Consider the following 23583-nt stretch of genomic DNA (forward strand, 5'->3'; position numbering starts at 1 on the left):
TCCTCCTGAAAAGTTTAAGAAAACGATATCCCTAGTGATTAAATTATAGCACAGCAAGTCAAGCACAGGGCTTTAGATAGATAAAGTAGATTCATCTATCCCCGCAAAATAAAAAGACACCAGGAAAATCGCCTGGTGTCCACCACTACTTTTTGTTATACTTGCCCTTCGTGCTTTTACGATCGTTTGATTTAGACTGTTTCTTCAGCGCCTGCGCTGCTGCGCTCTTCTTCTTTTTAGGCGCTTCCTTTTCATTATACATGGCTCTGACTTCTCTTTTTACTTCTCTTTCACTTTGCTGGGCTCTAGGCTTGATCAGACATTTTTGTCCGTTTCCGATCAAATCCGTCCTTCCAGCCTCCTGCAAGGCTCTTTCCACCCATTTATAGTTGTTGGGTCTGCTATACTGCAGCAGACATCTCTGCATCATTTTTTCTTCGAAGGTCTTTGGTACATAAACCTCTTCGCCGTTTCTTGGATCGATTCCCGTGTAATACATCGTAGTCGAGATCGTTCCAGGAGTAGGATAGAAATCCTGAACCTGCTCGGGTTGATAGTTCGTGTCCCGCAGGTACTCAGCCAGTTTTATCGCCGACTTCAACGTACTTCCCGGATGCGAACTCATCAGGTAGGGTACTATATATTGCTCTTTTCCGACCCTTTGGGTTGTTTCATAGAACCTTTTGACAAAGTCGTCGTAGATCTTTCCGCCCGGTTTACCCATCTTTTGCAAAACTTCTGGCGCGATATGCTCCGGCGCGACTTTAAGCTGTCCGGACACGTGGTGCTCGCAAAGTTCTGTCATAAACTCGTCGTCAGGATCCGCCATCAGATAGTCGTATCTAAGCCCCGAACGCACAAAGACCCTTTTGATGCCGTCGAGGTCCCTAAGCTTTCGCAACAATTCAAGATAATCCTGATGGTCGATTTCCAGGTGCTTGCACGGCTTAGGGAACAGACAATCCTTGCCTCTGCATGTACCTACCTTCAACTGTTTTTTACAAGACATGTGCCTGAAGTTGGCAGTCGGTCCGCCGACATCGTGTATGTTGCCCTTGAACCCCTTTACATCCTTGAGCTTATTCGCTTCTTCGATGATGGACTCATGGGATCTTGTTTGGATGATCCTGCCTTGGTGGAAGGTCAACGCGCAGAAGGAACAGCTGCCGAAACAACCTCGTTCGCTGACAAGGCTGTACTGCACTTCCTGTATCGCGGGTATGCCGCCCATCTTCTCATAGATAGGATGAATTCTTCTCATAAAATTCAGATCGTACACTGCGTCCATTTCTTCCTGAGAAAGAACCATGGCAGGTGGATTCTGAACCAGAATCTTTCTTCCATGCGCCTGAATCAGAGTTTTACCCCTGATCGGATCCTGTTCTAGATACTGGTCTTTAAAGGCTTTTACATACTGATTTTTATCGGCCACGACCTCTTCATAGGAAGGTAGCTCGATCGCACCTAAGAGTGATGGCATTTCATCGGTGATATAGCAGGTCCCGTGGACATGCTGGATATAATTGATCTCCATACCGGATGCCAGAAGCTCTGCGATTTCGACGATCGGTTTTTCACCCATGCCATAGATCAAGAGGTCCGCTTCCGAATCGACGAGAATCGATCTTCTCACAGCATCCTGCCAGTAGTCGTAGTGGGCGAACCTTCTTAGGCTCGCTTCTATTCCACCGATGATGATCGGCATTTTCTTGTAGGCGCCCTTGATCAGGTTGCAGTACACAAGCGTCGCACGATCGGGACGCAGACCCATCTTCCCGCCTGGAGAGTAGGCATCTGTGGTTCGTCTTTTTTTACTGACACTATAATGGTTGACCATTGAATCTATATTTCCGCCAGAAACCAAAAATGCGTATTTCGGGCGACCAAGCACCTTCACCGAATCCGGGTTCTTCCAGTCCGGCTGCGCGATGATGCCCACATTGAAACCGGCCCGCTCAAGCACTCTTGCGATGATCGCATGTCCGAACGAAGGGTGATCCACATACGCATCCGCAGATACGATAATGAAATCACACTGGCTCCAGCCGCGTTTTTCCATATCTTCCTTACTAATTGGTAAAAAGTCTTTTAACATTTTTACGCCTTTCCACTAAAAGGACTGTTCCATCAGTTTACCCGCTTGAACAGTCCCTAAAATTTTTATCTACATTAAATTCGTTTTGTACTGTCCCTTATTATAATTTCATATGGCATAATAATCAACTTATCTTTTGGTTCCTGACCATTAATTTTTTTTATGATCAAGCGAACCGCAATAGCACCAATGTCGTAGATAGGATGTTTAATTGTCGTAATCTTTGGTCGATAGATCCTTGAGATCCTCGAATCATAGGATCCAGCCACAGAAATATCCTCGGGAACGCTTAGTCCGTTATCGACGATGGCGTTGATTGCACCGACAGCCATCTCATCGGACGCCGCGAAAATCGCAGAGGGCTTGTCGCCTTCCTTTATCAGAGAATCAACAATCTTATAAGTCTCTTCAAGACTGAAGTAGCCTTCAAAGACCCTCGCAGGATTGAACTCGATCTTGTTCTCCTCAAGGGCGTTCCTATACCCTTTCACCTGATCCACACCAAAGGACTCATGGTCGTCACCGGTTCTGATGAGAGCGATGTCCGTGTGCCCAAGCGTCACAAGATAATTCGTCATGTCATAGCACGCCTTGGCCTGGTCGATCGAAACCGAAAGCACATCAAGCTCCGAACCGTCCCTATTGATCATCACAATCGGCAGATTCAGCGCCTTGATGATATCCTTATGGATCTCGTTGATTTTTCTTGTGATGAAGATGATTCCTTCCACTTGCTTGGATTTGAAGAGTTCAAAGTATCTGATCTCCTGCTTCAGCTCGCCGTACGAATTACACAGAATGATATCATAACCGTAGGTCTTGGCGATTTCCTCGACCGCATTCAGCAGTTCTCCTACAAAGGTGCTCGAAATGTCGGGAATCATGACTCCGATCAGTTTTGATTTTTTCATGACTAGGTTTCTAGCCACCGGATTCGGGCTGTACCCAAGTTCCTCAATCACTTCGAAAACTCTTTTTTTGATATCTTCCGACACGGGCTTAGACCCGTTGATTACACGCGATACGGTCGAAATCGACACATTCGCCTTCTTTGCTACATCTTTAATCGTTATTGACATGTTTACTCCCCCTTATAACAAAAGTGTGCCGATTACCCCTGATAGGTGTTTGACAAAGTTATAGTGCTTAAATTCGAACTCAAATTCTTTGATCGGTACCCTTACGACGATAACCCCTTGTTTTTTCGAATTTCTTACGATAGGGCATACGATATAGGATTTCCAATTTGGCATTCCCGTGAAGTTGTCGATGTCCTCGACATCGTTCCACTGGATGAAATAGCCGTCTTCCTTCCCTTTTAATATATCCTTGAGCAAAGCATAATCAAAGGTATGGGCATTCGTCTTGTCGCTTAAGGCTCTTGAATGCTCAAATACTTTGATCGACCTGCCCGTTCCTGTGACAAGAGCCACATCGTGTCCTTCTGTGATATCTAAAATCACTTGTAGGGACTTGCTGATTTTCTCATCCACAGTCTGGTCTTCAGAGATCAGATCGATCACGTCGATCATCGATTTTATGATCCTGGCGTCATTCGACACATTTCCAGACAGTATTCCAGTAAGTTTATCATAACGCTTGTTGACTTCTCTTCTGGAGCCGTCGAAAAGGGTTGTCCTGTCCCTACCTGAGTTCTTAGAATCATACAGGGCCTGATCTGCTTTCTCGATCAACTCATCTTCTGTATGTCCCATATCGGGATACGTCGAGATACCAAGGCTGATCGTCAGCGGATGGTTCTCTCCTAAAAGGTTTGCTTCCTTGACTTGCTTGCGTATTTTCTCACTCACCGTATAGGCGTCCATCGATCCCGTTTTAGGCAGCAGAATGATGAATTCCTCTCCGCCATAACGACCTGCGAAATCACCGTGGCGAATCGCATTCATGATGATCTGGCCGATATTGAAGAGTACCTCGTCACCCTTTCGATGCCCGTAAGTATCATTGACGGTTTTAAAGTGATCGATATCCGCCATGATCACCGACAGCTCATAACCGAACTTTCTTGAATCGATGATCTGTTTGCTAAACTCCGTCTCGATATACTTTCTTAAAAAGACGCCAGTCAGCTTGTCGACACTCGACTCCTTTTTTAGCTTAAAGTTGTCCAGCATCATATAGATCAGCGAATTCAGTTCCTTAACCGCCTCGAAGCTGGCTTCATTGATGTTGTTAAGCAAGGTGTGCGACGACAGGTATAGATAGCCTGAAATCTCGTGATACTCTGGTATGCGCTCATCGTACTTTCTTCGATGAGGGCCTTCGTCGTTGCCGCTGACACTATAGATGGGCAGACAGATTACAGCGGTCTTGTCAAAAGTGTGTCTTTCGATAAGCAGCCGTTTTGAATTCTCAATCAATAGCCCGTCTTTGATCTCGTGCTGATGCCTGATGAACTGTTTGATATCTATCGCAGGTATGTTTTCATCAGAACTGAAAATTTCATCGACTTCACCATTGTCGTCCAGTAAAAAAACGAATCCGGATTCCGACAAGGTCATTTGAGTCAGGTATCTGATGACTAAAACGATATTGTGCTGCTGGTCCCTTTCTAGAGCCGACAAGAGGTCGTTCATATCGTTAAGTTTGATTCCGTATCTTTTTGAGTAGGCATCTTTGATGGAATGTCTGAATTTTTCATTCTCGAAGCTGCCGCTGATCCCTTCCAGATCGAAATACTCGTCAAGACTGCTGCTCTTACTCGCACTTTCATACTTAGGGCTGATGGCAAGCTTGTCTTTGAGGATCTGGATCTGATGGTAGAGCTTCATTCTTAAGGGGTCTTTAAGCACATAGGAATCCCTTAGTTTTTTTGGAACGCTCATCGTTTGGTCATGGACGATTCCTAGGGCTTCTAGGTAATAAAGGAGTGCTTTATAATAGTCTCCGCTCTCATAGTATCCGCTTCCCATGATGAAATAGATCAGCCATCTGTTTTCAAGATTGATATCCTTTTCATACCGTCTGAGGATATCCTCATACCTTGAAACATGCGACCCCTCTTCAAGGGCGGTCACCACGAGCATCCGCTTAAGTAGCATGGACTGTGTTTCATTTCCTTGAGGAATTCCGTAATAGTAATCCATAATCCGCCTTAGCTCCGTACCGCAACCAAAGCATATGATATCCAGACTCAAGTCCAAGAGCATATCCTTGACATAGAGTTCCTCTATCGGATGTACCGCATTCTTTATGAGTCCTTCGATATGATTGTAATCGATCTGACAAAGTTCGCGTCGGCCGCTAAAAACATGGTCGATGACAAACTGTAGCAGACGGTGCTTATACCTTGATATCTGATCGATATAGCCTATCTCGGGATCGTTGAGCTTATCCATAAAGGAACTTGCGAGTTCAAATTCGCGCATTCTCAGATAGAACATCGCCGAAGCATAGAAGTACTGGTCGACTCCGATGAACTTGATCATGTCCTCATACTTCTCATACAGCTTTTCAAACCGTTCCATATAACGATGGGCTTCGCTATAATGCTTGAGAGACAAATGCGCCTCAAAGAGGTTCATCGTTCCTATGATGATGCCGTCCATATTTTCGGTTTCTTCAGAAATCTGCTCGGCTTCCAGGTAATAGGCGATCGCCTGTTTTATGTTTCCGTCAAGCATGGCGATCTCGCCAAGATTGTTAAGGTAGGTGCTTCGGCCCTCGATCACATTGTTCTTCACCATGATGTCGAGCGCTTGCTGGAAGTATTCGCGTCCCTTTTCCACATCTCCAAGCACGTTGAGGGCGATGACGCCTAAGTTGTTGTATGACCTTGACAGCTCAATCTTGTTTCCTGCCTTATCCAAGTAGTTGCTTGCAGATAAAAAGCATTTGAATGCGAGATCGTATTCTTCCATGCGATTGGCAAAGATGCCCTTGTTGTTCAAATAACGACCGATATAGTAGTCATTCTTAAGTTCTTCACATAGCGACAGGTTCTCAGAAACGATTTGCCTAGCCTCTTCGTTCTTACCCACCGCCAAAAAGTATCTGAATTTATGTAGCCCCAGCTCCAGCAGTCCGATATCATAGCCTATTCCTGATGCAAGGTCGCTTATCTCATCGAACAAGGTCTCGATTGCAAGAAACATCTTTCGATTTACCATGATCTCAGACAGCTTGATCAGCGCGTCAATTTTGACGATCGTCATATGATAATCGTCAGCAAGCACAACCAGCTGCTGATAGAGGTCATAGGCCTCTTTGCTTTCGCCGATCTGATAGTGAATGTCCGCGATCGACTTGAGGGTCTTCGCTCTCCACTCGGGAGCTTCGACTTCTACAAAAAAGTCAAGCGCCTGATGATAATAGGACATCGCCTGTTTGAACAGCGACAGACTTGTCATCTTATCACCGAGCTGTACGGCATATTCAATCGCTTTTAGCGTCTGATTTGAATTTGCAAGGTGGTTGATGAGTTCCTCTCCGTTTGTTCCCTCTTTTAAAAAGAGAACCTCCACCGCATCCGCCGCGTTCCTGTGATATTCAAGACGTCTTACATCGGATATTTTAAAATAGACCATTCTAAGCAAGTTGCGGTTGTAGTAGTCATAGGTGTAACCCCAATCCGAATACTTGATCTGAATGATTTTAAGCTCGATCAGCTGGGATACCTTGGCATCGAACGCTCCACCACTGACTCCCGCGACATCCATGATCTGCTCTCTTGGCATGGGTTTGCCGAACACGGACAAGGCTTCAAGGATTCTTATGCTTTCCTCGTCAAAGGTGGACAAACTCCTTAGCGTCGCTTCATCCAGACTTTGCGGCAACTCGATGGCGTTGAACTCGTTATCTGTGACATGCCATTTACGGTCCTCGCCTATGTAGATGAAGTCGTTCATAAACATGTGTTTGACGACTTCTTCAATATACCTTGGATTACCGGATGCTTCAGAAACGATCAGCGATGCCAGATTTACCGGTTTGCGCTCGATTAATAGAATCTCCTTGAGGTATTCCGCCGCCTGATCGATTGAAAACCCGTCCATCACAAGTTCCTGGTATTCCGAACTGTCCTGAATCGTTTTGTAGGCAGCGGCAACACCCGCAGGCAATTCCTGATAAGAACAGATCATATAAAGGGGCGTGCTCTCATTGAGCTTCAAGAGCGACTCTAAAATCATAAGTTCGTTGATGTCCAGCATGTCCACATTGTCGAGGATGATGACCATCCCGCCGATCGCAGCCATGTCAAGAATGAAGCTTACCAGTCGGTTGTTTAGTTTTAGACGTTCTCTTTCTTCCTTAAGTGAATCAGAAGGTTGCACCTTCCAAATTTCAATCATTTCTGGAATCAGCTTGACAAGCTCCTGCCCGTACTTATCGATAAGCGTTTTTGGAACATCCTGATTTCGAATGATTTCATAAACGATCTGCGTGAACACCTTGTGCTCACCCCGCAGATTCTTATCGACATCGATAGCAATCAACGCTCTGCCAAGCATCCTCTGCTCATAGGTGATCTCACGCAGGAACCTGCTTTTTCCTATTCCCGATGGACCGATGATAAACGCGCCCGCTTGCCCTTTCATGTTATCCACACGATGGGAGATCTGCTGCTTGATCAGCATGAGTTCCTTACTGCGCCCTATCAATTTAGAGTTGAAGTTAAGCCGTTCGTAATAGGTCTTATCCTTAAAAGGATACACTATCACCTTCGACTTCACTAGTTTTTCAATAAGTTCATCGATATCCTGGAGCCGATTGGCCGGCTCTACGGACAGTCCATGACTGATCGCTTCTACCAGTTCGTCGTAGTATTGCTGCTCGTCCTTGTGGTCATCCATTTCTTTAATCGCGCCTAGGATATCGTCATATAGCACACACAAGCAGTAAATGTCAGAATATCGCCCTTTTTCAGTTCCTTTGATTATCTCTGGAGCAAGTACTCTTCTCACATTCGAGTCATTCACATGCGCTTGATCCAAATAGCCGTAAAGGCTTGGAAGATCCCTTAACTTTACTTTTAAACCGTCCTTTTTGTCCCTGATGATCAAAAAATTGTCAGGGGTTAGAAAGGAGTAGACTTCCCCTCTAAAATGTAAAAATTGCACCGCATATAACACTTGAGTCAGTATGCCTCTTTTTTCGGCAACCGTTAAGTGTTCGTAGGGTACAAGTTCTGTTTTCTTATAATGTTCAAGCACATAAAAATATTCATTGTCTTCGGTTACTTTGTTGTCTTTGGATACAACGGTGTCAAATCTCAAGGCTGATAGGAGATGTTCGTGTTCGATCGCGGCAAGGCGGATAAATTCTTTGCTATAATACTGATAAAGCTCATTGGAGTGATGATTCTTACCGAGTATTTTTATAAGCAGTTTCTTTTTTTGCCTTGTGAGATCGATTGCGGAGTAGTACTTACCATAGTGATCTTCCGCTTCTTCATTTAATAATTGATACCGCCGATTGATGACCGTCATAAACTCAGCTCCTTGTTAGATTACCAACAATTCGTTCAATATCGCTATACTTTTGGCTAACGACTCACGTTCTTCTTCATTTAGTTTTTTTAAGTTGTCGGTAATATACTTCCTACGATGGTGAAGCACTTGCTCAATCAGGTCATTTCCCTTTTCAAGCACCTTCACACGGTAGACACGTTTGTCTTTTTCATCCTTATATCGTTTAACCAGCTGCGATTTTTCCATTCGATCGAGTAAATCCGTGATGGTGGAACAGGCCAGATACATTTTTGAGCTCAACTCACCAAGAGTCATTTCACCATCAAACACCAAATACAGCAGCGCGTTAAACTGAGGTGTCGTTATATCGAACTCCGAAAGAATTTCACGCCCTTTGTTTTTAACCTTGACGCAGATAGAGCGCAGGTCTTTTTCCACATCTACAATCAGATCATCGTATTGATTCATTTTTTTCTCCTCGTGATGGCAATACAAGTTAACTTTCCTTCATAATTATAACGTATTTTAGTGTACTTTTGTAGAAGTTTTCCCGTTTTTCCTCAATAATCAACGCATTTTTCCTGATTAATTTCTACTTATCGAATTTTCTGACAATACCGGCGCATGAGTTGAACCAGTATGTGCTGAATATGCGTCCCCTTCACAAATAACCGAATCATGGGCAAAGTAAAGCGGATTAAAAGTGGATAACAAAAAATAAGTTAGTAGACCTATACACAACATCTCGTACCCCCCATTAAACTGGTATTTATGGCCTACAAGATGATGGGATTTGATACCACTTTCAAAATAGTGCGAGAATATAATTGTTGAATTCGTAACACAAATTTAATATACTGTAAACTAGGCTAGTAAAATATCCTGCTTATATTATTCACAATCGTGTTTAACATAGATCTCACAGAGGAGAGAAATCCTGAAAAAGAGCGAGAGTTTCGGGTGAAAGAGGAGCAAGTGAACTATTTCAAATTGATCAGAGATCGTCTGAACAAGAAAGTGACGATTATGATCATACCTACCGCAGAAGGTGAAATAAAGCAAGTAAGATTGCTTAAATCCCTAATGGTCGCAGCCGTATTCCTTATGGTATCGATTGGTCTATTCTTGACGACTTCCAGCGTTTTACTACTGAGAAATAATCAGACCCTAGCCAATGAAAACACAGATTATAGTGATGCGATCGTCTACAAGGACGACGCGATCGCCGCACTTTCCGGCATCACCTCACAGCAAGAGACAGAGATTTCGCAGTTGTCACATCAGGTCACCGTTTCTGCGGACTATTTCAATAATAAGCTAAAAGAAATCGCTGTGCTTGAGGGTGAACTGAATCAACTGATCGGCATGTTCAACCAGCGTACCGACTTGGAAGTAAAAACACCAGTCAGCCGTTCTGGCAACTTTTCTAACGATGTGACACAGGAAGTTTCCGTTTTGGATGACCTGTCGAACTGGGAGGGCGAAGATGTCCTATCCGATCAGATCGCTGAACAGATCAGCGCCTATTCAGCACTTGCAGGCGAGCTTGAAAACACACTGGATTTCTTAGATGCAAAACCTACTTTGATGCCTGTAAATGGCATTATCACCTCTAAGTTCGGAAACAGGCGCGATCCCATCACTAGAAGGATCGCATTCCACAAGGGTATCGACATCGCAAACAGCACGGGAACCTCGATACACGCCGCTGGCTCTGGTGTCGTGACCTTCGCAGGCTGGAGCGGAACTTACGGTAGAGTGATCGTCATTTCACACGGATACGGTTACGAGTCGGTCTATGCCCACAATAGCAAGATTTCAGTAAAAGTCGGCGATCAGGTCACAAAAGGTGATGTCATCGGCAAAGTCGGTTCCTCAGGAAAAAGCACAGGACCACATACGCATTTCGAAGTTCATTTCGAAGGCGTTCAAATAGATCCATTGACAGTACTCAATAAGTAAATCAGGAGGAATTACATGTTTCCAAGGAAAGATCAGACAGCTAAACTCTTCGACATCATCGTCGGCAAAAATTCAACAATCGAAGGTAAAATCACATCAGAAGGCTCTGTAAGGATCGACGGTCAACTGACAGGCGATGTTATCAGCAAAGGTGATGTTCTTATCGGACCGGATGCAAAGACAACCGGACATATCGAAGCGATCAATGTCGAGATTTCAGGCGAGGTTGAAGGCAATGTGACTGCGTCAGGCGCTTTTAGAATTTACGAAACGGGAATGCTGTTTGGCGATATAAAAGTATCAAGCTTTGCGATCGACGAGGGCGGTGTCTTCGAAGGCTTATGCCATATCAATACGCAAGGTGTCAAGTCACCTGCTAGAAGGAAACCTGTTGACAATTCCCTAGGACTTAAAAACAAGGATTCAGAAAAGCAAAACGACATGGATAAGAATAATAAGGACGCTCAAAACATCAAGAGCGTAAAATAATAAACAGCTAGGCTCATGCCTAGCTGTTTTCTTTCTGTTCATGACCTAGTTCAGTCGAACTTAAGTCCTTTTAGCGCATCGCCGAATAGGTTGCCGATACTGTTGGAGTTTTCTTCATCAGCCTCTTCCTCTTCGTAGGCATCCACTTCAAAGTAATAGGAAAGTTCAATTCGTTTTCTTTCCTTATCGATAGAAACCACTTCAAGCACATGTGCATTTTCTGTGCCTTTCACCTCTACAGGTAGATCCTTTTTAAACAATGAACCCTGGATACCTTCTACGAGCTCATAGAAATAGAAATTCTGATTTTCACCGTTCGGATACACCTCAAAGACATCTCCCACAGCGACTTCTTCATCAATCCTAGACCATGGGTCCTCAATCAGGTCCTTAAGGCTCAGGATGAGTTTTTCATCTCTTTCGCTAAGCTCCCTGATGACAAGTTTGAGCACATCGCCTTCACTGATCAGGTCCTCGGCCTTTGTCTCTCTTGAGTAGCTGACTTCTGAACGAGGTATGAAACCTCTCATGCCATCGACATTCACGACAACTCCGCCGCGGTTGAATCCTTCGAGCCTTCCCTCGACGACATCGCCCTTCTGATGCGCCTGATAGAAGTCTCTTTTTACTTTGTCATAGATTTCTTTTTCTATAGGAAGCCTTGTGAACACATAGCCTCTGTTATCGTTTTTTTCAACCTTCAATAAAGTTTTTGTACCTACTAGCTCTTCAGGATTTTCAAGATATCTAGACTGATAAAGCGAAAACGGAAGATACCCTTCGACGCCGCTGACTGAAATTCTGAATCCGCCTTTCGCCGTCTTAAGTATCTCACCTTCAAACGTACTGTTGTTTGCCACCGCGTCTTCAAGTATGGCCTGTCCGAACTGTCTTTGCGCCTTCGTTTCAGAAAGTACGACCTGACCCTCTTTCGAAAAATCGATGATGATCAGCTTAAGCGTTTCGTTCTCTTTATACTCACTCGCTTTTTTAACAAGCTCCTGTTCATAGACTACCCCGTCCTGAACATAGCTGATATCCGTTATTATGCTGTCACCTAGCACCTGGATGATTCTTGCATCCACTAAGTCGCCTCGTCTCAAATCCTTGAAGGAATCATTGATCTGATCCATAAAATCTTCCATGGTCTCTTCAATTTCTTCTTCGACGTCTTCAACTTCAACTTCTTCTTTTTCCACCACTGGCTGTTCGAGCTCTAGTTCATTGCGTTCCATCATCACACCTCATTCTTCGTTTTTATCAAACTTCAGTCCTTCAAATCTATCTTCAACATCTTTAAAAGCCTCGTGAATACGATTGGCAACCGTTCTAATCTCATCTTGGGCGTGCTTTTCTTTTCTTAACGTCAGAAAATGCGCAAGACCGTACACATTGCCAAAAAAATCGACCCTTCTCATATTGCAGTTGATCACAGCATAAGGCGCCAGCGCATCAAGTCCTTGCGCGCACATCGACTCGTATACAAGGCAAGAGGCTTTGTATACCCTTTCAATTTCATCGGTGATCTTATCTGTTATCGTTTCATTTCCTGATTTGACGACCTCTTCAGGAAGCAGGATTCCATACCTTACATCAGGCATTTTCGTATGCAGATCGAATGCACGATGTCTGATGAACTGGTGATGAGCCCCTTCGGACATCAAAATCGATATGTGTTTGCCTATTCCCCTAAAGGTGTTGGGCAACTCATCAAACCTTGTCATCAGGCTCAAATCACCCACACGCTCAATTGTGGAGAGGTCTCCGACAAGCTCTTCCTGAACGCTTACGACAGGTGTTCTGTATACCTTATAAGGTTCTAGGATTTCTTCACGCTTATAGTAGGCCTTTACATAAGACTTTTGATACGCAGACGCGTCCACGTGTCTGACCATGCCTACAGAAACCTTTTCAGCTTCCTCTTTCATGGCCTCGGCTGTATTGAATATTTCCGAATTGATCTCTTCATAGGCTGTCATTTCGCTTAACGCGCTACAAAACGCCCTAAGGTTGGATTGCATCCCCATATTGGCGAGCGTCGAAAGCGGTAGAACGTTACGTGCGTTTTCAAAGGCCTTTATAGCCCTTTCACCTTGCTTAAGTTCTGGATATCTTTTCTCAAAGAGCTCTAGAAAGAGTTGATTGAGTGCCTCATAGCTTTTGAATGTATCATCGCAAAAGCTGATGTAGGACTTCTTAAGTTCAGGATATGCGTCGAGTTCTTTTGGAACATAGTAGTCTTTTGGGGGATTATACCTTAGGCTATACTCTATGTAACTCATAAACTTATAGGGCTGAACGGTCTCCAGGACTTCTGTGAACCATCTCGACTTGTTTTCGATGCACATTTGAAGCGTATCTAGCTCCTTGATGGATGAATGGCCATAATTTACGCCCCACTTCTCCATGAATCCGTTAGCTACAACCACGGAATTCTTAAACTGCTCATAATAATTCTCATCCGGAAGATTGATCAAATCACCTTCCACCATATGGATCAGATCATCCCTAAACCCTTCCTTCTGCCTCGACACCTTGCTCATCAGCATGGCGCCAAGAACACTTGGGACGAGGGGGATAAACACATCTTTATCTCTATTTGTCATCAGATTGCTATACTCGCGCATCAGTTCCTCCTTATTTCTTTTCAATTATTATAACATATTAGTCATTCATAAAAGGACCAATCGCCCATTTCCTTGGTCTTTGAATTATTTTTTACAAATCTTCAAGAAGCGGATTTAACTGTCCGAGAAATTGGGGTATAGTAGGTATACAAGCAAAAGGAGCTAAAGATGACCAATACATATGAACTGATCATACAACTTATTGTCGCAACGATACTCGGCGGACTGGTAGGGCACGAACGGGAAGGACTCAAAAGACCGGCTGGATTCAGAACGCACATACTGGTGTGCCTTGGCGCGACGATCGCTGTGCAGACCAATGGATTTCTAATTATGAAATACATGGGAGTGCTCAACGTCGATCCGGCAAGACTCGGCGCTCAGGTGATCAGCGGCTTAGGTTTTTTGGGCGCAGGAACAATCATCAAGGAAGGCTCAAGTGTCAAAGGACTTACAACGGCCGCCAGTCTTTGGACGATGGGCATCATAGGTCTTGCCGTCGGTAGCGGATTTTACATACCTGCTGTCATCGGTACGATCGTCATCTATATCACACTTCGCCAGTTTCAGGATATGGAACGAAAAATCAAAACACGAAAAGGGAATACGACGCTTGAAATTATCGTAGAGAACAGGCGTGGACTTCTTGGAGATATCGGAAACTCTCTTTCTGCGGCAGGTATTGCGATCGTATCGGTTTCCACCGTCAGATTATCAGAAACCACTGAAAAAATACTGATGGATGTCACACATCCCAGGGGTACAGATCATTCAAAATTGATCATCCTGATTTCACAAATTTCAAGTGTGATTTCAGTGACAACCGATTAACAAGCTTTGACAAGAGCATTTATGGTATGACAAGTGAATTTTAGTGTGTTAGAATGAAACATGCTATATAATACAAGGGAGAAAGGTGGTGAAAAAATGCCGAATAAACGCAAAGAAATCTATTTGCTACTAACCTATACCGGCACCATGCCATCAAAATTGATCAAACTATATACGCGCAAGACATTCACACATGTTTCGATCTCGCTCGATCGAGATTTCAACGACTTATATTCGTTTGGCCGAAAGTATCTCTGGTATCCTTTGATCGGCGGATTCGTAAAGGAAGATCCCGACTCGGGCGTGTATGCGATGTTCAAAAACGTGAACTGCAAAGTCTATAAATTATCGGTAACCGACACGCAGTACGATCTGATCAAACAGACCATCGAGGAGTTCAAGCGCGACCAAAAGAAATACAATTATAACTTCTTAGGTCTTTTTGGCGTGATGATCAATAAAAAAGTGGTGGTCGAAGACAGGTATTTCTGTTCTGAGTTCGTTGCTAAAGTTCTTGAAGACGGTGGTGTGGATATATTCGATAAACCCGCACAATTCGTAAGCGTCGATGATTTTACACAGGTGGAAGAGCTTGAAGAGGTCTATTCCGGAGACATAAAGCAGTATCGGACTTCACTCAACCATTAAATTCTTAGTTTGCCATTATAATTTATCTTATTAAAAAAGACATGCCGGTCGGCATGTCTTTCTATTTTTATGCTGTTCCATTTAGCCGATGACGGCTTTGCCGCCCATGTAGATTCTTAGCGGCTCAGGAATATTGACTGTTCCATCTTCATTCAGGTTGTTTTCAAGGAAGGCGATCAGCATTCTTGGCGGTGCCACCACCGTGTTGTTAAGCGTATGCGGGAAGTATTTCTCGTTTTCTTCCGTTCTCACCCTGATTCCCAAACGTCTTGACTGCGCATCGCCCAGGTTTGAGCAACTACCCACTTCGAAGTATTTTTGCTGTCTTGGAGACCATGCTTCGACATCGATGCTTTTCACCTTCAGGTCCGCAAGGTCTCCCGAGCAACATTCAAGCGTTCTTACAGGTACGTCAAGCGTTCTGAAGAACTCGACTGTGTTCTTGTACATTTTTTCAAACCATTCTTTACTGTCCTCAGGTTTGCAAAGCACCACCATTTCCTGCTTCTCGAACTGATGGATCCTGTATACGCCGCGTTCCTCGATACCATGGGCGCCGACTTCTTTTCTAAAACACGGAGAATAACTCGTAAGCGCTTGCGGAAGTTCATCTTCTGTCATCAGCGCGTCGATGAACTTACCGATCATAGAATGTTCGCTTGTGCCGATCAGGTACAAATCCTCACCCTCGATCTTATACATCATGTTGTCGCGTTCTGCAAAACTCATGACACCAGACACCACATCGCCTCTGATCATGAAGGGTGGGATATAATACTCAAATCCCCTATCGATCATGAAGTCTCTTGCGTAGGCGAGAACGGCTGAGTGCAGTCTTGCTACATCACCCTTAAAGTAATAGAAGCCGTTTCCACTTGTTTTTCTTGCGCTCTCAAGATCGATACCTTTGAGTCTTTCCATGATCTCTACGTGATATGGAACTTCAAAGTCAGGTACTTTAGGATCACCGATTCTCTCCACTTCGACATTGTCGGCATCACTCCTGCCGATAGGCACTGAGTCTTCGATGATATTTGGAATGATGAGCATCTTTTCTCGTAGCACAACAGATAGCTCAGCTTCTACCGCTTCAAGTTCTGCGAGTTCTTTTGCAAGGGCTGCGACTTCCATTTTGGCGTTTTCAGCCTCTTCTTTGAGTCCTTTTGCCATAAATCCGCCGATCTGCTTGCTGATTTTGTTTCTATTGCCTCTAAGTTCTCCAGCTCTTGTAACCGCATTTCTCAGTTTCAGATCGATATCGATCACTTCATCGACCAGTACCAGCTTTTCATCCTGGAACTTCTTTTTTATATTCTCTTTCACCAGTTCCGGATTCGCTCTCACAAATTTGATATCTAACATAACAGCCTCCTTAATCAAAAAACAAAAAACTCCCTATCCCAAAACCATGGGACGGAAGTAACCGCGTTGCCACCCAAATTGCCTGTAAACAGACCACTCGTACATGCTATAAAGGGCATACCCTTCGATTTATCATCGACAGCTCCCAGAGTAGACCTATACGCCCAGACATTGACTTGCAGCTACCGTCAACTCTCTAAAGACCAAAACGCATATCGGCTCCGATTAACACTGTTTCACTATTAACTCTATTCTACATGCTTTTCGTTTTTTTTCAAGCTTATTTTTTCATCCTTTCATCGATCTGATAAAAGAAACGCCACGACTAGACGTCGTGGCGCACAGGATTAAAAATCAGCAAGTTTTGATGCTCTAGGGTACGGCTGCGTATCTCTGATGTTAGCCATGCCTGTCACATACATAAGGTATCTGTCAAAACCTAGACCGTAGCCCGAGTGATAGACTCCACCGTATTTACGCGTATCAAGGTACCAATCGTATTCGTCCTTTTCAAGTCCCATCTGCTCCATACGCTCCACCAACTTGTCAAAGCGTTCTTCCCTTTGTGAACCACCGATCAACTCTCCAACACCAGGTACGAGCATGTCACAGGCTGCAACCGTCTTACCGTCATCATTGAGTCGCATGTAGAACGACTTGATGTCTTTTGGATAGTCTGTCACGAATACAGGTTTTTTATAGATTTCCTCAGTCAGGTAACGCTCGTGCTCTGTTTGTAGGTCCATGCCCCATGCCACAGGATATTCGAATTCCTTACCCGAAGCCAATAGTTTTTCGACAGCCTCTGTGTACGAAACTCTTCCGAAATCTGCTGCGACAAGCTTTTCAAGTCTGTCGATCAGGCCCTTTTGAATTCTGTCGTTGAAGAACTCAAGCTCTGGTCGCGCGTTTTCAAGAAGATACTTAGTGACGTATTTCACCATTTCTTCCGCAAGGTCCATGTTGTCGCTAAGATCGGCAAATGCCATCTCAGGCTCAAGCATCCAGAATTCTGCGGCATGGCGAGCCGTATTCGAGTTTTCCGCTCTGAATGTCGGTCCAAATGTGTAGACGTTCTTAAAGGCTAGTGCGAACGGTTCTACAGCCAACTGGCCACTAACAGTAAGTGAAGTCTGCTTGCCGAAGAAATCCTTGCTGTAGTCGATAGCCCCTTCCACAAGTGGTGGGTTTTTCATATCAAGCGTAGAGACTTGGAACATCTCTCCAGCGCCTTCACAGTCGCTTGATGTGACGATTGGAGTATGCACGTACACAAATCCTCTAGTGTTGAAGAATTCATGGAATGCGAAGGAAGCAAGCGAGCGCACTCTGAACATCGCAGAGAACGTGTTGCTGCGCGGTCTTAAGTGCGCGATCGTTCTAAGGTATTCAAAGGTATGTCGCTTCTTTTGAAGCGGATAATCGCTTTCAGAACCGGCGACAAGCGTCACCCTCTCTGCTTTTATCTCAAAAGGCTGTTTCGCATCCGGTGTCAATACCAGTACGCCCTCTACTTCAAGTCCTGATGCGATGCTGAATTTTGTAATCGCTTCAAAGTTGCCAAGTTCACCATCATAGACCACTTGAATGTTGTTGTAATAGGTACCGTCATTGAGTTCAATGAATCCAAAGTTTTTAGAACCGCGATTCGTGCGGATCCACCCTTGTAAAGTTACTGCTTTATCAGCATATGCTTCTTTGTTTTTGTAAATGTCTCTTACTTGTGTTATAGCCACTGCAAACCCTCCTTAATTTAAGTTTCAAAAAAATAAAAGAGCGCCTTCGTTGGGACGAAGCGCTCGTGGTACCACCCATTTTTGTTCTCTAACTGTTAACGCCAGGTTACGCCTGATCCTAATAGTGCGGAGCACGTTCAGTCAGGACCTCAGGGCTGTTCTTCACTCAATGGCTTCGACTTGGCTTACACTATCCCAAGCTCGCTGGTCCCACTTCAATCGAGTTACTCGTCCCATCATAGGTTAAGTATTCTTATTAGTTGCAATTATAGTATAGAGTTTCACTTCTGTCAATACGCGAAGATCATACAAAGTGTGGTTTAATGGATGATAAATTGGTATAATGATAAACACATCACTTACAAAGGAGCAACTCTATGACAGGGCTTACACTTAACAATCTTGTAGATATACACTATACGATCCTCGTGGCATTCTGCTTCTCTGCTTTCGTCTTCTCAGTTACCTATAGGCAACTTGGCGACAGGAGAGTGCATCAAGCTACGCGCCTGATCGGTGTGCTGTTTTTTGTAGCCATTCAAAAGATTTGGGTCAATGACATCTCACTTTTTAAGGCGCTTATGATGGGCGAAACCATCTACTTTATCAGCGCCGCCATCTCAGAGTTCGTGTCAGACAAAAGTTCAAAGCAAGAGGTGCTTTCTTTCTTTACTGCAACTCTTTTGATAAGCTCCAGTCTTTACCTCACCTTCAATCCAGAGATACCAGAAATCTATAACTTGAACCTCCGGTGGATAGCGATCGCACACATCGCGGCGATGCTTATCGATGTCAGTGTCAAACTGCTTAAGCATAGGCCGATGAGCTTTGCGATACCACACCTCTTCAATACCCTTGGAAGTCTTACGATCATCTTCCTATTCAACGTGGATGGCCTTTTCTTCCTCATCATCTTCAAGACCGTCTATTTCATCAGCATCCACGTAGGCATCTGGAGAGCCATTCAGAACTATCACCTCGAGCACCTCAGTCACGCAAGGCATATCGAAAAGAATTTTGACAATGCCGTTCGTAAAGAAGTCAATGAGCGGATGTTCTATATGGAACTTTCAAAGGAAAAAATAGCGAAGGTGGCTAGAACCGATGACATGACCGGAGCACTTAACAAAAAGGCACTCCTTAACGAGATGGACAAGCTGATCGCCGATAAGCGCACGCATACCTATTCGGTACTGATGTTCGATATCGATAAGTTTAAAAACGTCAACGACACCTTAGGCCATATCGTAGGCGACAGGTGCATCAAAACCCTCGCCCGGATCGCCAAGGAAAGCATTCGCGACGAGGACTTCCTTGGCAGGTATGGCGGAGATGAGTTTTTCATCCTACTCACAGGCGCCGATATCCAGACTGCGGTCGTCGTCGCCGAAAGGTTCAGAAGAAAAGTGGCTCAGACGGACAATCCTCATTTCACCATCTCGGTTGGAATTTCAAACTATCCCGATAACGGAAGAACGGTTCAGGAGATCATCCATCACGCGGATGAAGGCCTGTATCTCTCAAAAGAAAAAGGTAGAAACACGGTCAGTTATAAAAGCACATGAAAGCAAAAAAAGTACGCCCCTTCTTTAGAAGGGGCGTTTTCATTTATAGATTAACAAGCACTAACCCAAACATCGTGATGATAAGGGCCGTCCGTGTGCGTCTGTTCGATTTTTCTCCAAATAGGATACGGCTCATGATCGTGATTGTCGCTATGGCACCCGCGCTATAGAATGCGAAGACCACAGACGTATTGAGCACAGAAAGTGCTGCGATTAAAAAGAAGGACGTCAGCATGTTGGGTATCCCGACGGCGATTCCTGTCATCATATCTAGCCTTGTTACCTTCACCTTTTTCAAGACAAGCATGGTTCCACTTAGGACCATCGCAGTCGCGAAGGTGGTTAAAAGGAACACCGCTTTCATATGTTCAGGTTGCGTCTGCTGAAAGAACTTATTCATGAATTCCGCCATACCGCCGACCGCGAACAGGATGACAAGACTTGTGTTCACTTCCAGCTTAAAGTCTTTCGTCGTATTGGAAATCACAATCGCGGCCATCAATATCGCGACTCCTGCAAATTGAATACCTGTCGGGACTTCCTTCCAGATGACGAGTGCGAAAATCATCGGTACTAGAATTCCCATCTTCATATACATTCCAGATAGCGACGCGCCAGATTTTGCCACCGCATGCTGGTAGGTCAAAAAGGCTCCCAAGAAGAATATCCCCGTAACAAAGCCGATCGCCACTGTTGCCATCGACGACACGAAGGAGATGTCTTCAAGAAAAGGATTGCTAAGCAGCGTGATCAGACTCATCACAGTCGCTGCGATATAGTTGAAAAAGGAAACCGCCATAGAATGTGTGCCTTTGCCAGTCGCCCATTTGAAGACAAGTGCGATGCTTGCTGAAAATAGGATGGCGATAAGTAGACTACCCATCTTAAAGCGCCGGATAGTTCAGGCGACTGTCGTCGATGTCCTGAAGTACTTGCAGGTATGTCCTTGCCTCTTCTTTTGCTCCTGCGAGATCATGGAGCTCATATTGGCCGCATTCCATTCTTTTGGTTCCTGGAACCTCTCCTTCATATCCAACGACAAACTCCATCGACGCGGTAATCATGGGTAATACGTCATCCGAAGTATAACTTCCATGAAGCACCAGATACATTCCTGTCTGACATCCCATCGGTCCGAAGTAGACCACCTTGTCAGAGATCGTCTCATCCGACCTGAAATAGGTCGCAAGCAGGTGTTCAAGCGTATGCGCCACCTTAGGGGTCATGTAATCCCCACCGTTTGGCAACTTGAACCTTAAATCAAATGTCGTTACTGTCTCTTCACCCAGATGGTCGATTCTCGAAACGTAGACACCTTCCTTCAATCGATCATGATCGACGGTAAAACTAGCAATCTTCTTCATGTCGTCCTCCTCCTATATACCCCTTAGTTTACAAGGCTTCTTCCTGTTTATCAAGCAAGTCCGAAGTCTTATCTTGTGATAGTTCAATCCTTGTGTAGATCAGTTCCAATTTCCTGTTGATTGGAGACTTGACATCCATACGGTAGCAGTAGTGGTCAAGGGCGCTGAACATGTCCGATTCCTTATAGCGGGCGACCAGCTTGAGCATCACCTCATATTGCCAGACAGGCGCCTTATGTTCAACCAGATAGTGTACATAATCGGTAAACACCTTGTAGATCAGACCGATCTCGTATTTGTTGCCAAGTTTCTCAGCCTTTTCAAGGGCGCTTAACATGGCTTCGTGCTGTCTCTCTTCAAATCCGTTTTTATACAGGCCGCATGCCACGCCATATGCTCTGGCGATAGCCTGGCCCCACCTGTACTCATATTTCTCATAAAGGTTGTTGGCCTTTTTAAAGTAGGACCTTGCCGTGTCATACTTGCGAGCCTCATAAGCGACTTGACCGGCCTGTGTGTAAAACACGGTCAGACGCCCGTACAAACCTTTGCTTTTTAACTGTCTTATCGCCTCTTCAAGAAGCGTCAGCGCTTCATCATAGGCACGGGTCAACCGCTTTGATTCAGCCAAATAGTATTTACAAGCCACGATACCGAGCGAGTACTGCTGCGCGTCATCTAGCGTCAAGGTGTTATGAATCGACTCTTCCAATAGGGTGTTCCCTCTTTCAAAATCACCTCTAAGTACCGACTCAAGTCCACTAAGCCTTAAAAAACAAGCATTAGGGTAAGTGTTGATGTCGTCAAACACCTTTAGACCTTCATCGACAATCCCCTTTAGCCCGTCCACATCGTGGATGTTGATTTTGTGAAACGCCAGCTGCAGCATTCCTTTAAACAGCATTTCAACGTCATTGTCCTGTTTGGCTTCCCTGATCAGCCGGTCGATCGAACAAACACCCTTGTCGTACTCTCCGCACTTTATGGCGTACCTGCCCTTGATATGCAGCACCTTTTGACTCAGGTTGGATACTTTCTGCCGATAGCTTTTAGGAATGATCAGCGAGTCAAAAAGATGGTCGATGACTTCAAGCTCCTTGTCTACCGCCTCATTGCTCATATAGATCAGGCTGGGATGGATCGACCTCTGATAATTGATCACAGGGAATGTCTCGTGGTTCACTTGAAGGTATTCGGAAAGATACTCCACCCGGTACTTCAACTCGTTCAAGCGGTCCCCTGCCTTCTGGTAGTGGTGGATTAGCGACTTGAACTCCGTGATCGCCATATTGTCCTTGAGCCTGATCTGAACCTGATTGGCGATACGTTGATGGATGATTCTTTTTTGAGCTTTTAAAAGTCCGTTGTAGACAAAGTCCTTGAGTGTCTCAGAAACAAAGGAAAATCTAAGCTCATCCTTTTTTTCGAACTCGACGACCAGCCGCTTTTCGACAAGTTCTTTGATCGATGTCAGTAGATTCCATTCACTTTGTCCGCTCATGGCGAGAATATCGTCAAAGGGTATCGAACTCATATAGCAAGAGAAGATGGCGATAACATGTTTGGCGTCTTCGCTGAGCGAGTTCAATTGATTCAGTAGTCCATCCCCTTGTGTCGAATGATCGGGACTCACCACCACGTTACTGTCCGTTTCTTTGAAATCCAGCACTTTTTTATAAAGGGCGGCTGTCTGAGTGTCGGGCGTTATCCCCAGATCCTTCTTCAATTTCTCCTCAAGACGCTTATAGGCGTCGATTCCCTTGTTGTACTGCTGGATGTTCATGTAGGTCTTCATCAGTTTCCTGTAAATGGCCTCGTCATAAGGATCCTGTGTGAGGATCAGTTTACACCACCTGATGATCTGATCGGGTTCTGTGGATACTGTCAGTTTCTCATACGCATTCGATATCCTCGACTCCCTGTACTTATCTCGCTCGTACATGACCCATTCGTCAAAAAAATCGGCTTCTTTGACATGAAAGTTATGTAGGAATTCACCGCTTAAGGATAGGTATTTGCTTCCGTCCACTTTGGTTTCGACATCGATAAGCTCCTCGTTTATCGAGATGGTCTGTCTTGTCTGTGTAATAAATATGCCAGGCCCGAACAAAGTCTTAATGATATATAGGGCGTTTCTTAAATTTTTTTTGGCAGACTGGTCTTCAAGATCCGCCCAGAACAAGTGGATCAGACGTTCCCTTGTCACCTCTTTGTGGATCGCCATGTAATAGAAGAGTCCTTCCGCTTTTTTAAAAGGAAACCTGACCTGCTGGTTGTTCAAATATACACCGGGTTCTCCAAATACAGTCACTCTAATCATGTAGGCCTCCAACCGTCAATATCCGTCTCATATACTCTCTATTATAGACGTTTTTTGAGTATCTGTGCGCATTAAATCGTTAAAGTGCGATCCACTCAAGATAAAAGGCAGTTAAGCGAATACACGCCTAACTGCCTCGGGTTTTTAAGTCAC

Annotated in this window: 16 protein-coding genes; 5 read left to right on the forward strand and 11 right to left on the reverse strand. The window is 44.6% G+C overall.

The window, feature by feature from the left end:
- Positions 1-145: 145 nt before the first annotated feature.
- The 4 genes from DWB64_RS01805 to DWB64_RS01820 form a co-directional block, all read right to left on the reverse strand.
- Positions 146-2095 (reverse strand): YgiQ family radical SAM protein, encoded by a 1950-nt coding sequence (locus tag DWB64_RS01805; protein ID WP_129486466.1) that lies wholly within the window; start codon positions 2093-2095, stop codon positions 146-148.
- Between the two features lie 74 nt (positions 2096-2169).
- Positions 2170-3174, reverse strand: a complete 1005-nt coding sequence (locus tag DWB64_RS01810; RefSeq protein WP_129486467.1) for a LacI family DNA-binding transcriptional regulator — start codon at positions 3172-3174, stop codon at positions 2170-2172.
- A 12-nt stretch (positions 3175-3186) separates the two neighbouring features.
- The gene (locus DWB64_RS01815; RefSeq protein WP_129486468.1) at positions 3187-8544 is read right to left on the reverse strand and encodes a diguanylate cyclase; all 5358 of its coding nucleotides are present in this window, start codon (positions 8542-8544) and stop codon (positions 3187-3189) included.
- A 15-nt stretch (positions 8545-8559) separates the two neighbouring features.
- Entirely contained in the window at positions 8560-8994 is a 435-nt protein-coding gene (locus DWB64_RS01820) for a MarR family winged helix-turn-helix transcriptional regulator (RefSeq protein WP_129486469.1), read from the reverse strand.
- 507 nt (positions 8995-9501) lie between these two features.
- Between DWB64_RS01820 and DWB64_RS01825 the strand changes: the two genes are divergently transcribed.
- Together DWB64_RS01825 and DWB64_RS01830 are read left to right on the forward strand one after the other, a co-directional pair.
- Complete coding sequence (locus tag DWB64_RS01825) at positions 9502-10488, forward strand: M23 family metallopeptidase (RefSeq protein WP_129486470.1); 987 nt, start codon at positions 9502-9504, stop codon at positions 10486-10488.
- A gap of 15 nt (positions 10489-10503) precedes the next feature.
- Positions 10504-10977: a polymer-forming cytoskeletal protein gene (locus DWB64_RS01830; RefSeq protein ID WP_129486471.1), complete on the forward strand. Its 474-nt coding sequence runs from the start codon at positions 10504-10506 to the stop codon at positions 10975-10977.
- Between the two features lie 50 nt (positions 10978-11027).
- Here the strand turns inward: DWB64_RS01830 and DWB64_RS01835 are convergent, their stop codons facing one another.
- Both DWB64_RS01835 and DWB64_RS01840 read right to left on the reverse strand, forming a co-directional pair.
- Entirely contained in the window at positions 11028-12212 is a 1185-nt protein-coding gene (locus tag DWB64_RS01835; RefSeq protein WP_164980177.1) for a S1 RNA-binding domain-containing protein, read from the reverse strand.
- Positions 12213-12221: 9 nt separating this feature from the next.
- Positions 12222-13604 carry an FAD-dependent thymidylate synthase gene (locus DWB64_RS01840; protein ID WP_129486473.1) on the reverse strand — a complete coding sequence of 461 codons (1383 nt, stop codon included), beginning with the start codon at positions 13602-13604 and terminating at the stop codon, positions 12222-12224.
- A gap of 168 nt (positions 13605-13772) precedes the next feature.
- On the opposite strand from DWB64_RS01840, the gene DWB64_RS19175 reads away from it, so the two are divergent.
- Entirely contained in the window at positions 13773-14435 is a 663-nt protein-coding gene (locus DWB64_RS19175) for an MgtC/SapB family protein (protein ID WP_164980178.1), read from the forward strand.
- Positions 14436-14531: 96 nt separating this feature from the next.
- Positions 14532-15083, forward strand: coding sequence for a hypothetical protein (locus tag DWB64_RS01850; protein WP_129486474.1), 552 nt, complete (start codon positions 14532-14534; stop codon positions 15081-15083).
- An 81-nt stretch (positions 15084-15164) separates the two neighbouring features.
- Here DWB64_RS01850 and serS read toward each other — a convergent pair whose 3' ends face one another.
- A complete protein-coding gene (serS, locus tag DWB64_RS01855) occupies positions 15165-16445 on the reverse strand; it encodes a serine--tRNA ligase (RefSeq protein WP_129486475.1) in 1281 nt (426 codons plus the stop codon).
- A gap of 347 nt (positions 16446-16792) precedes the next feature.
- Positions 16793-18181, reverse strand: coding sequence for an asparagine--tRNA ligase (asnS, locus tag DWB64_RS01860; protein WP_129486476.1), 1389 nt, complete (start codon positions 18179-18181; stop codon positions 16793-16795).
- 377 nt (positions 18182-18558) lie between these two features.
- On the opposite strand from asnS, the gene DWB64_RS01865 reads away from it, so the two are divergent.
- Positions 18559-19746 carry a GGDEF domain-containing protein gene (locus DWB64_RS01865; RefSeq protein WP_129486477.1) on the forward strand — a complete coding sequence of 396 codons (1188 nt, stop codon included), beginning with the start codon at positions 18559-18561 and terminating at the stop codon, positions 19744-19746.
- A 43-nt stretch (positions 19747-19789) separates the two neighbouring features.
- Here the strand turns inward: DWB64_RS01865 and DWB64_RS01870 are convergent, their stop codons facing one another.
- Genes DWB64_RS01870 through DWB64_RS01880 form a run of 3 tightly spaced genes read right to left on the reverse strand, consistent with a single transcriptional unit; the run spans position 19790 to position 23430 of the window.
- Positions 19790-20629, reverse strand: a complete 840-nt coding sequence (locus DWB64_RS01870) for a hypothetical protein (protein ID WP_129486478.1) — start codon at positions 20627-20629, stop codon at positions 19790-19792.
- Between the two features lies 1 nt (position 20630).
- Positions 20631-21110 (reverse strand): S-ribosylhomocysteine lyase, encoded by a 480-nt coding sequence (locus tag DWB64_RS01875; RefSeq protein ID WP_129486479.1) that lies wholly within the window; start codon positions 21108-21110, stop codon positions 20631-20633.
- Positions 21111-21138: 28 nt separating this feature from the next.
- Positions 21139-23430, reverse strand: coding sequence for a BTAD domain-containing putative transcriptional regulator (locus DWB64_RS01880; RefSeq protein WP_129486480.1), 2292 nt, complete (start codon positions 23428-23430; stop codon positions 21139-21141).
- Positions 23431-23583: the final 153 nt, after the last annotated feature.

The sequence above is a fragment of the Fusibacter sp. A1 genome (genome assembly GCF_004125825.1).
In the GTDB taxonomy this organism is placed as follows: Bacteria; Bacillota; Clostridia; order Peptostreptococcales; family Acidaminobacteraceae; genus QQWI01.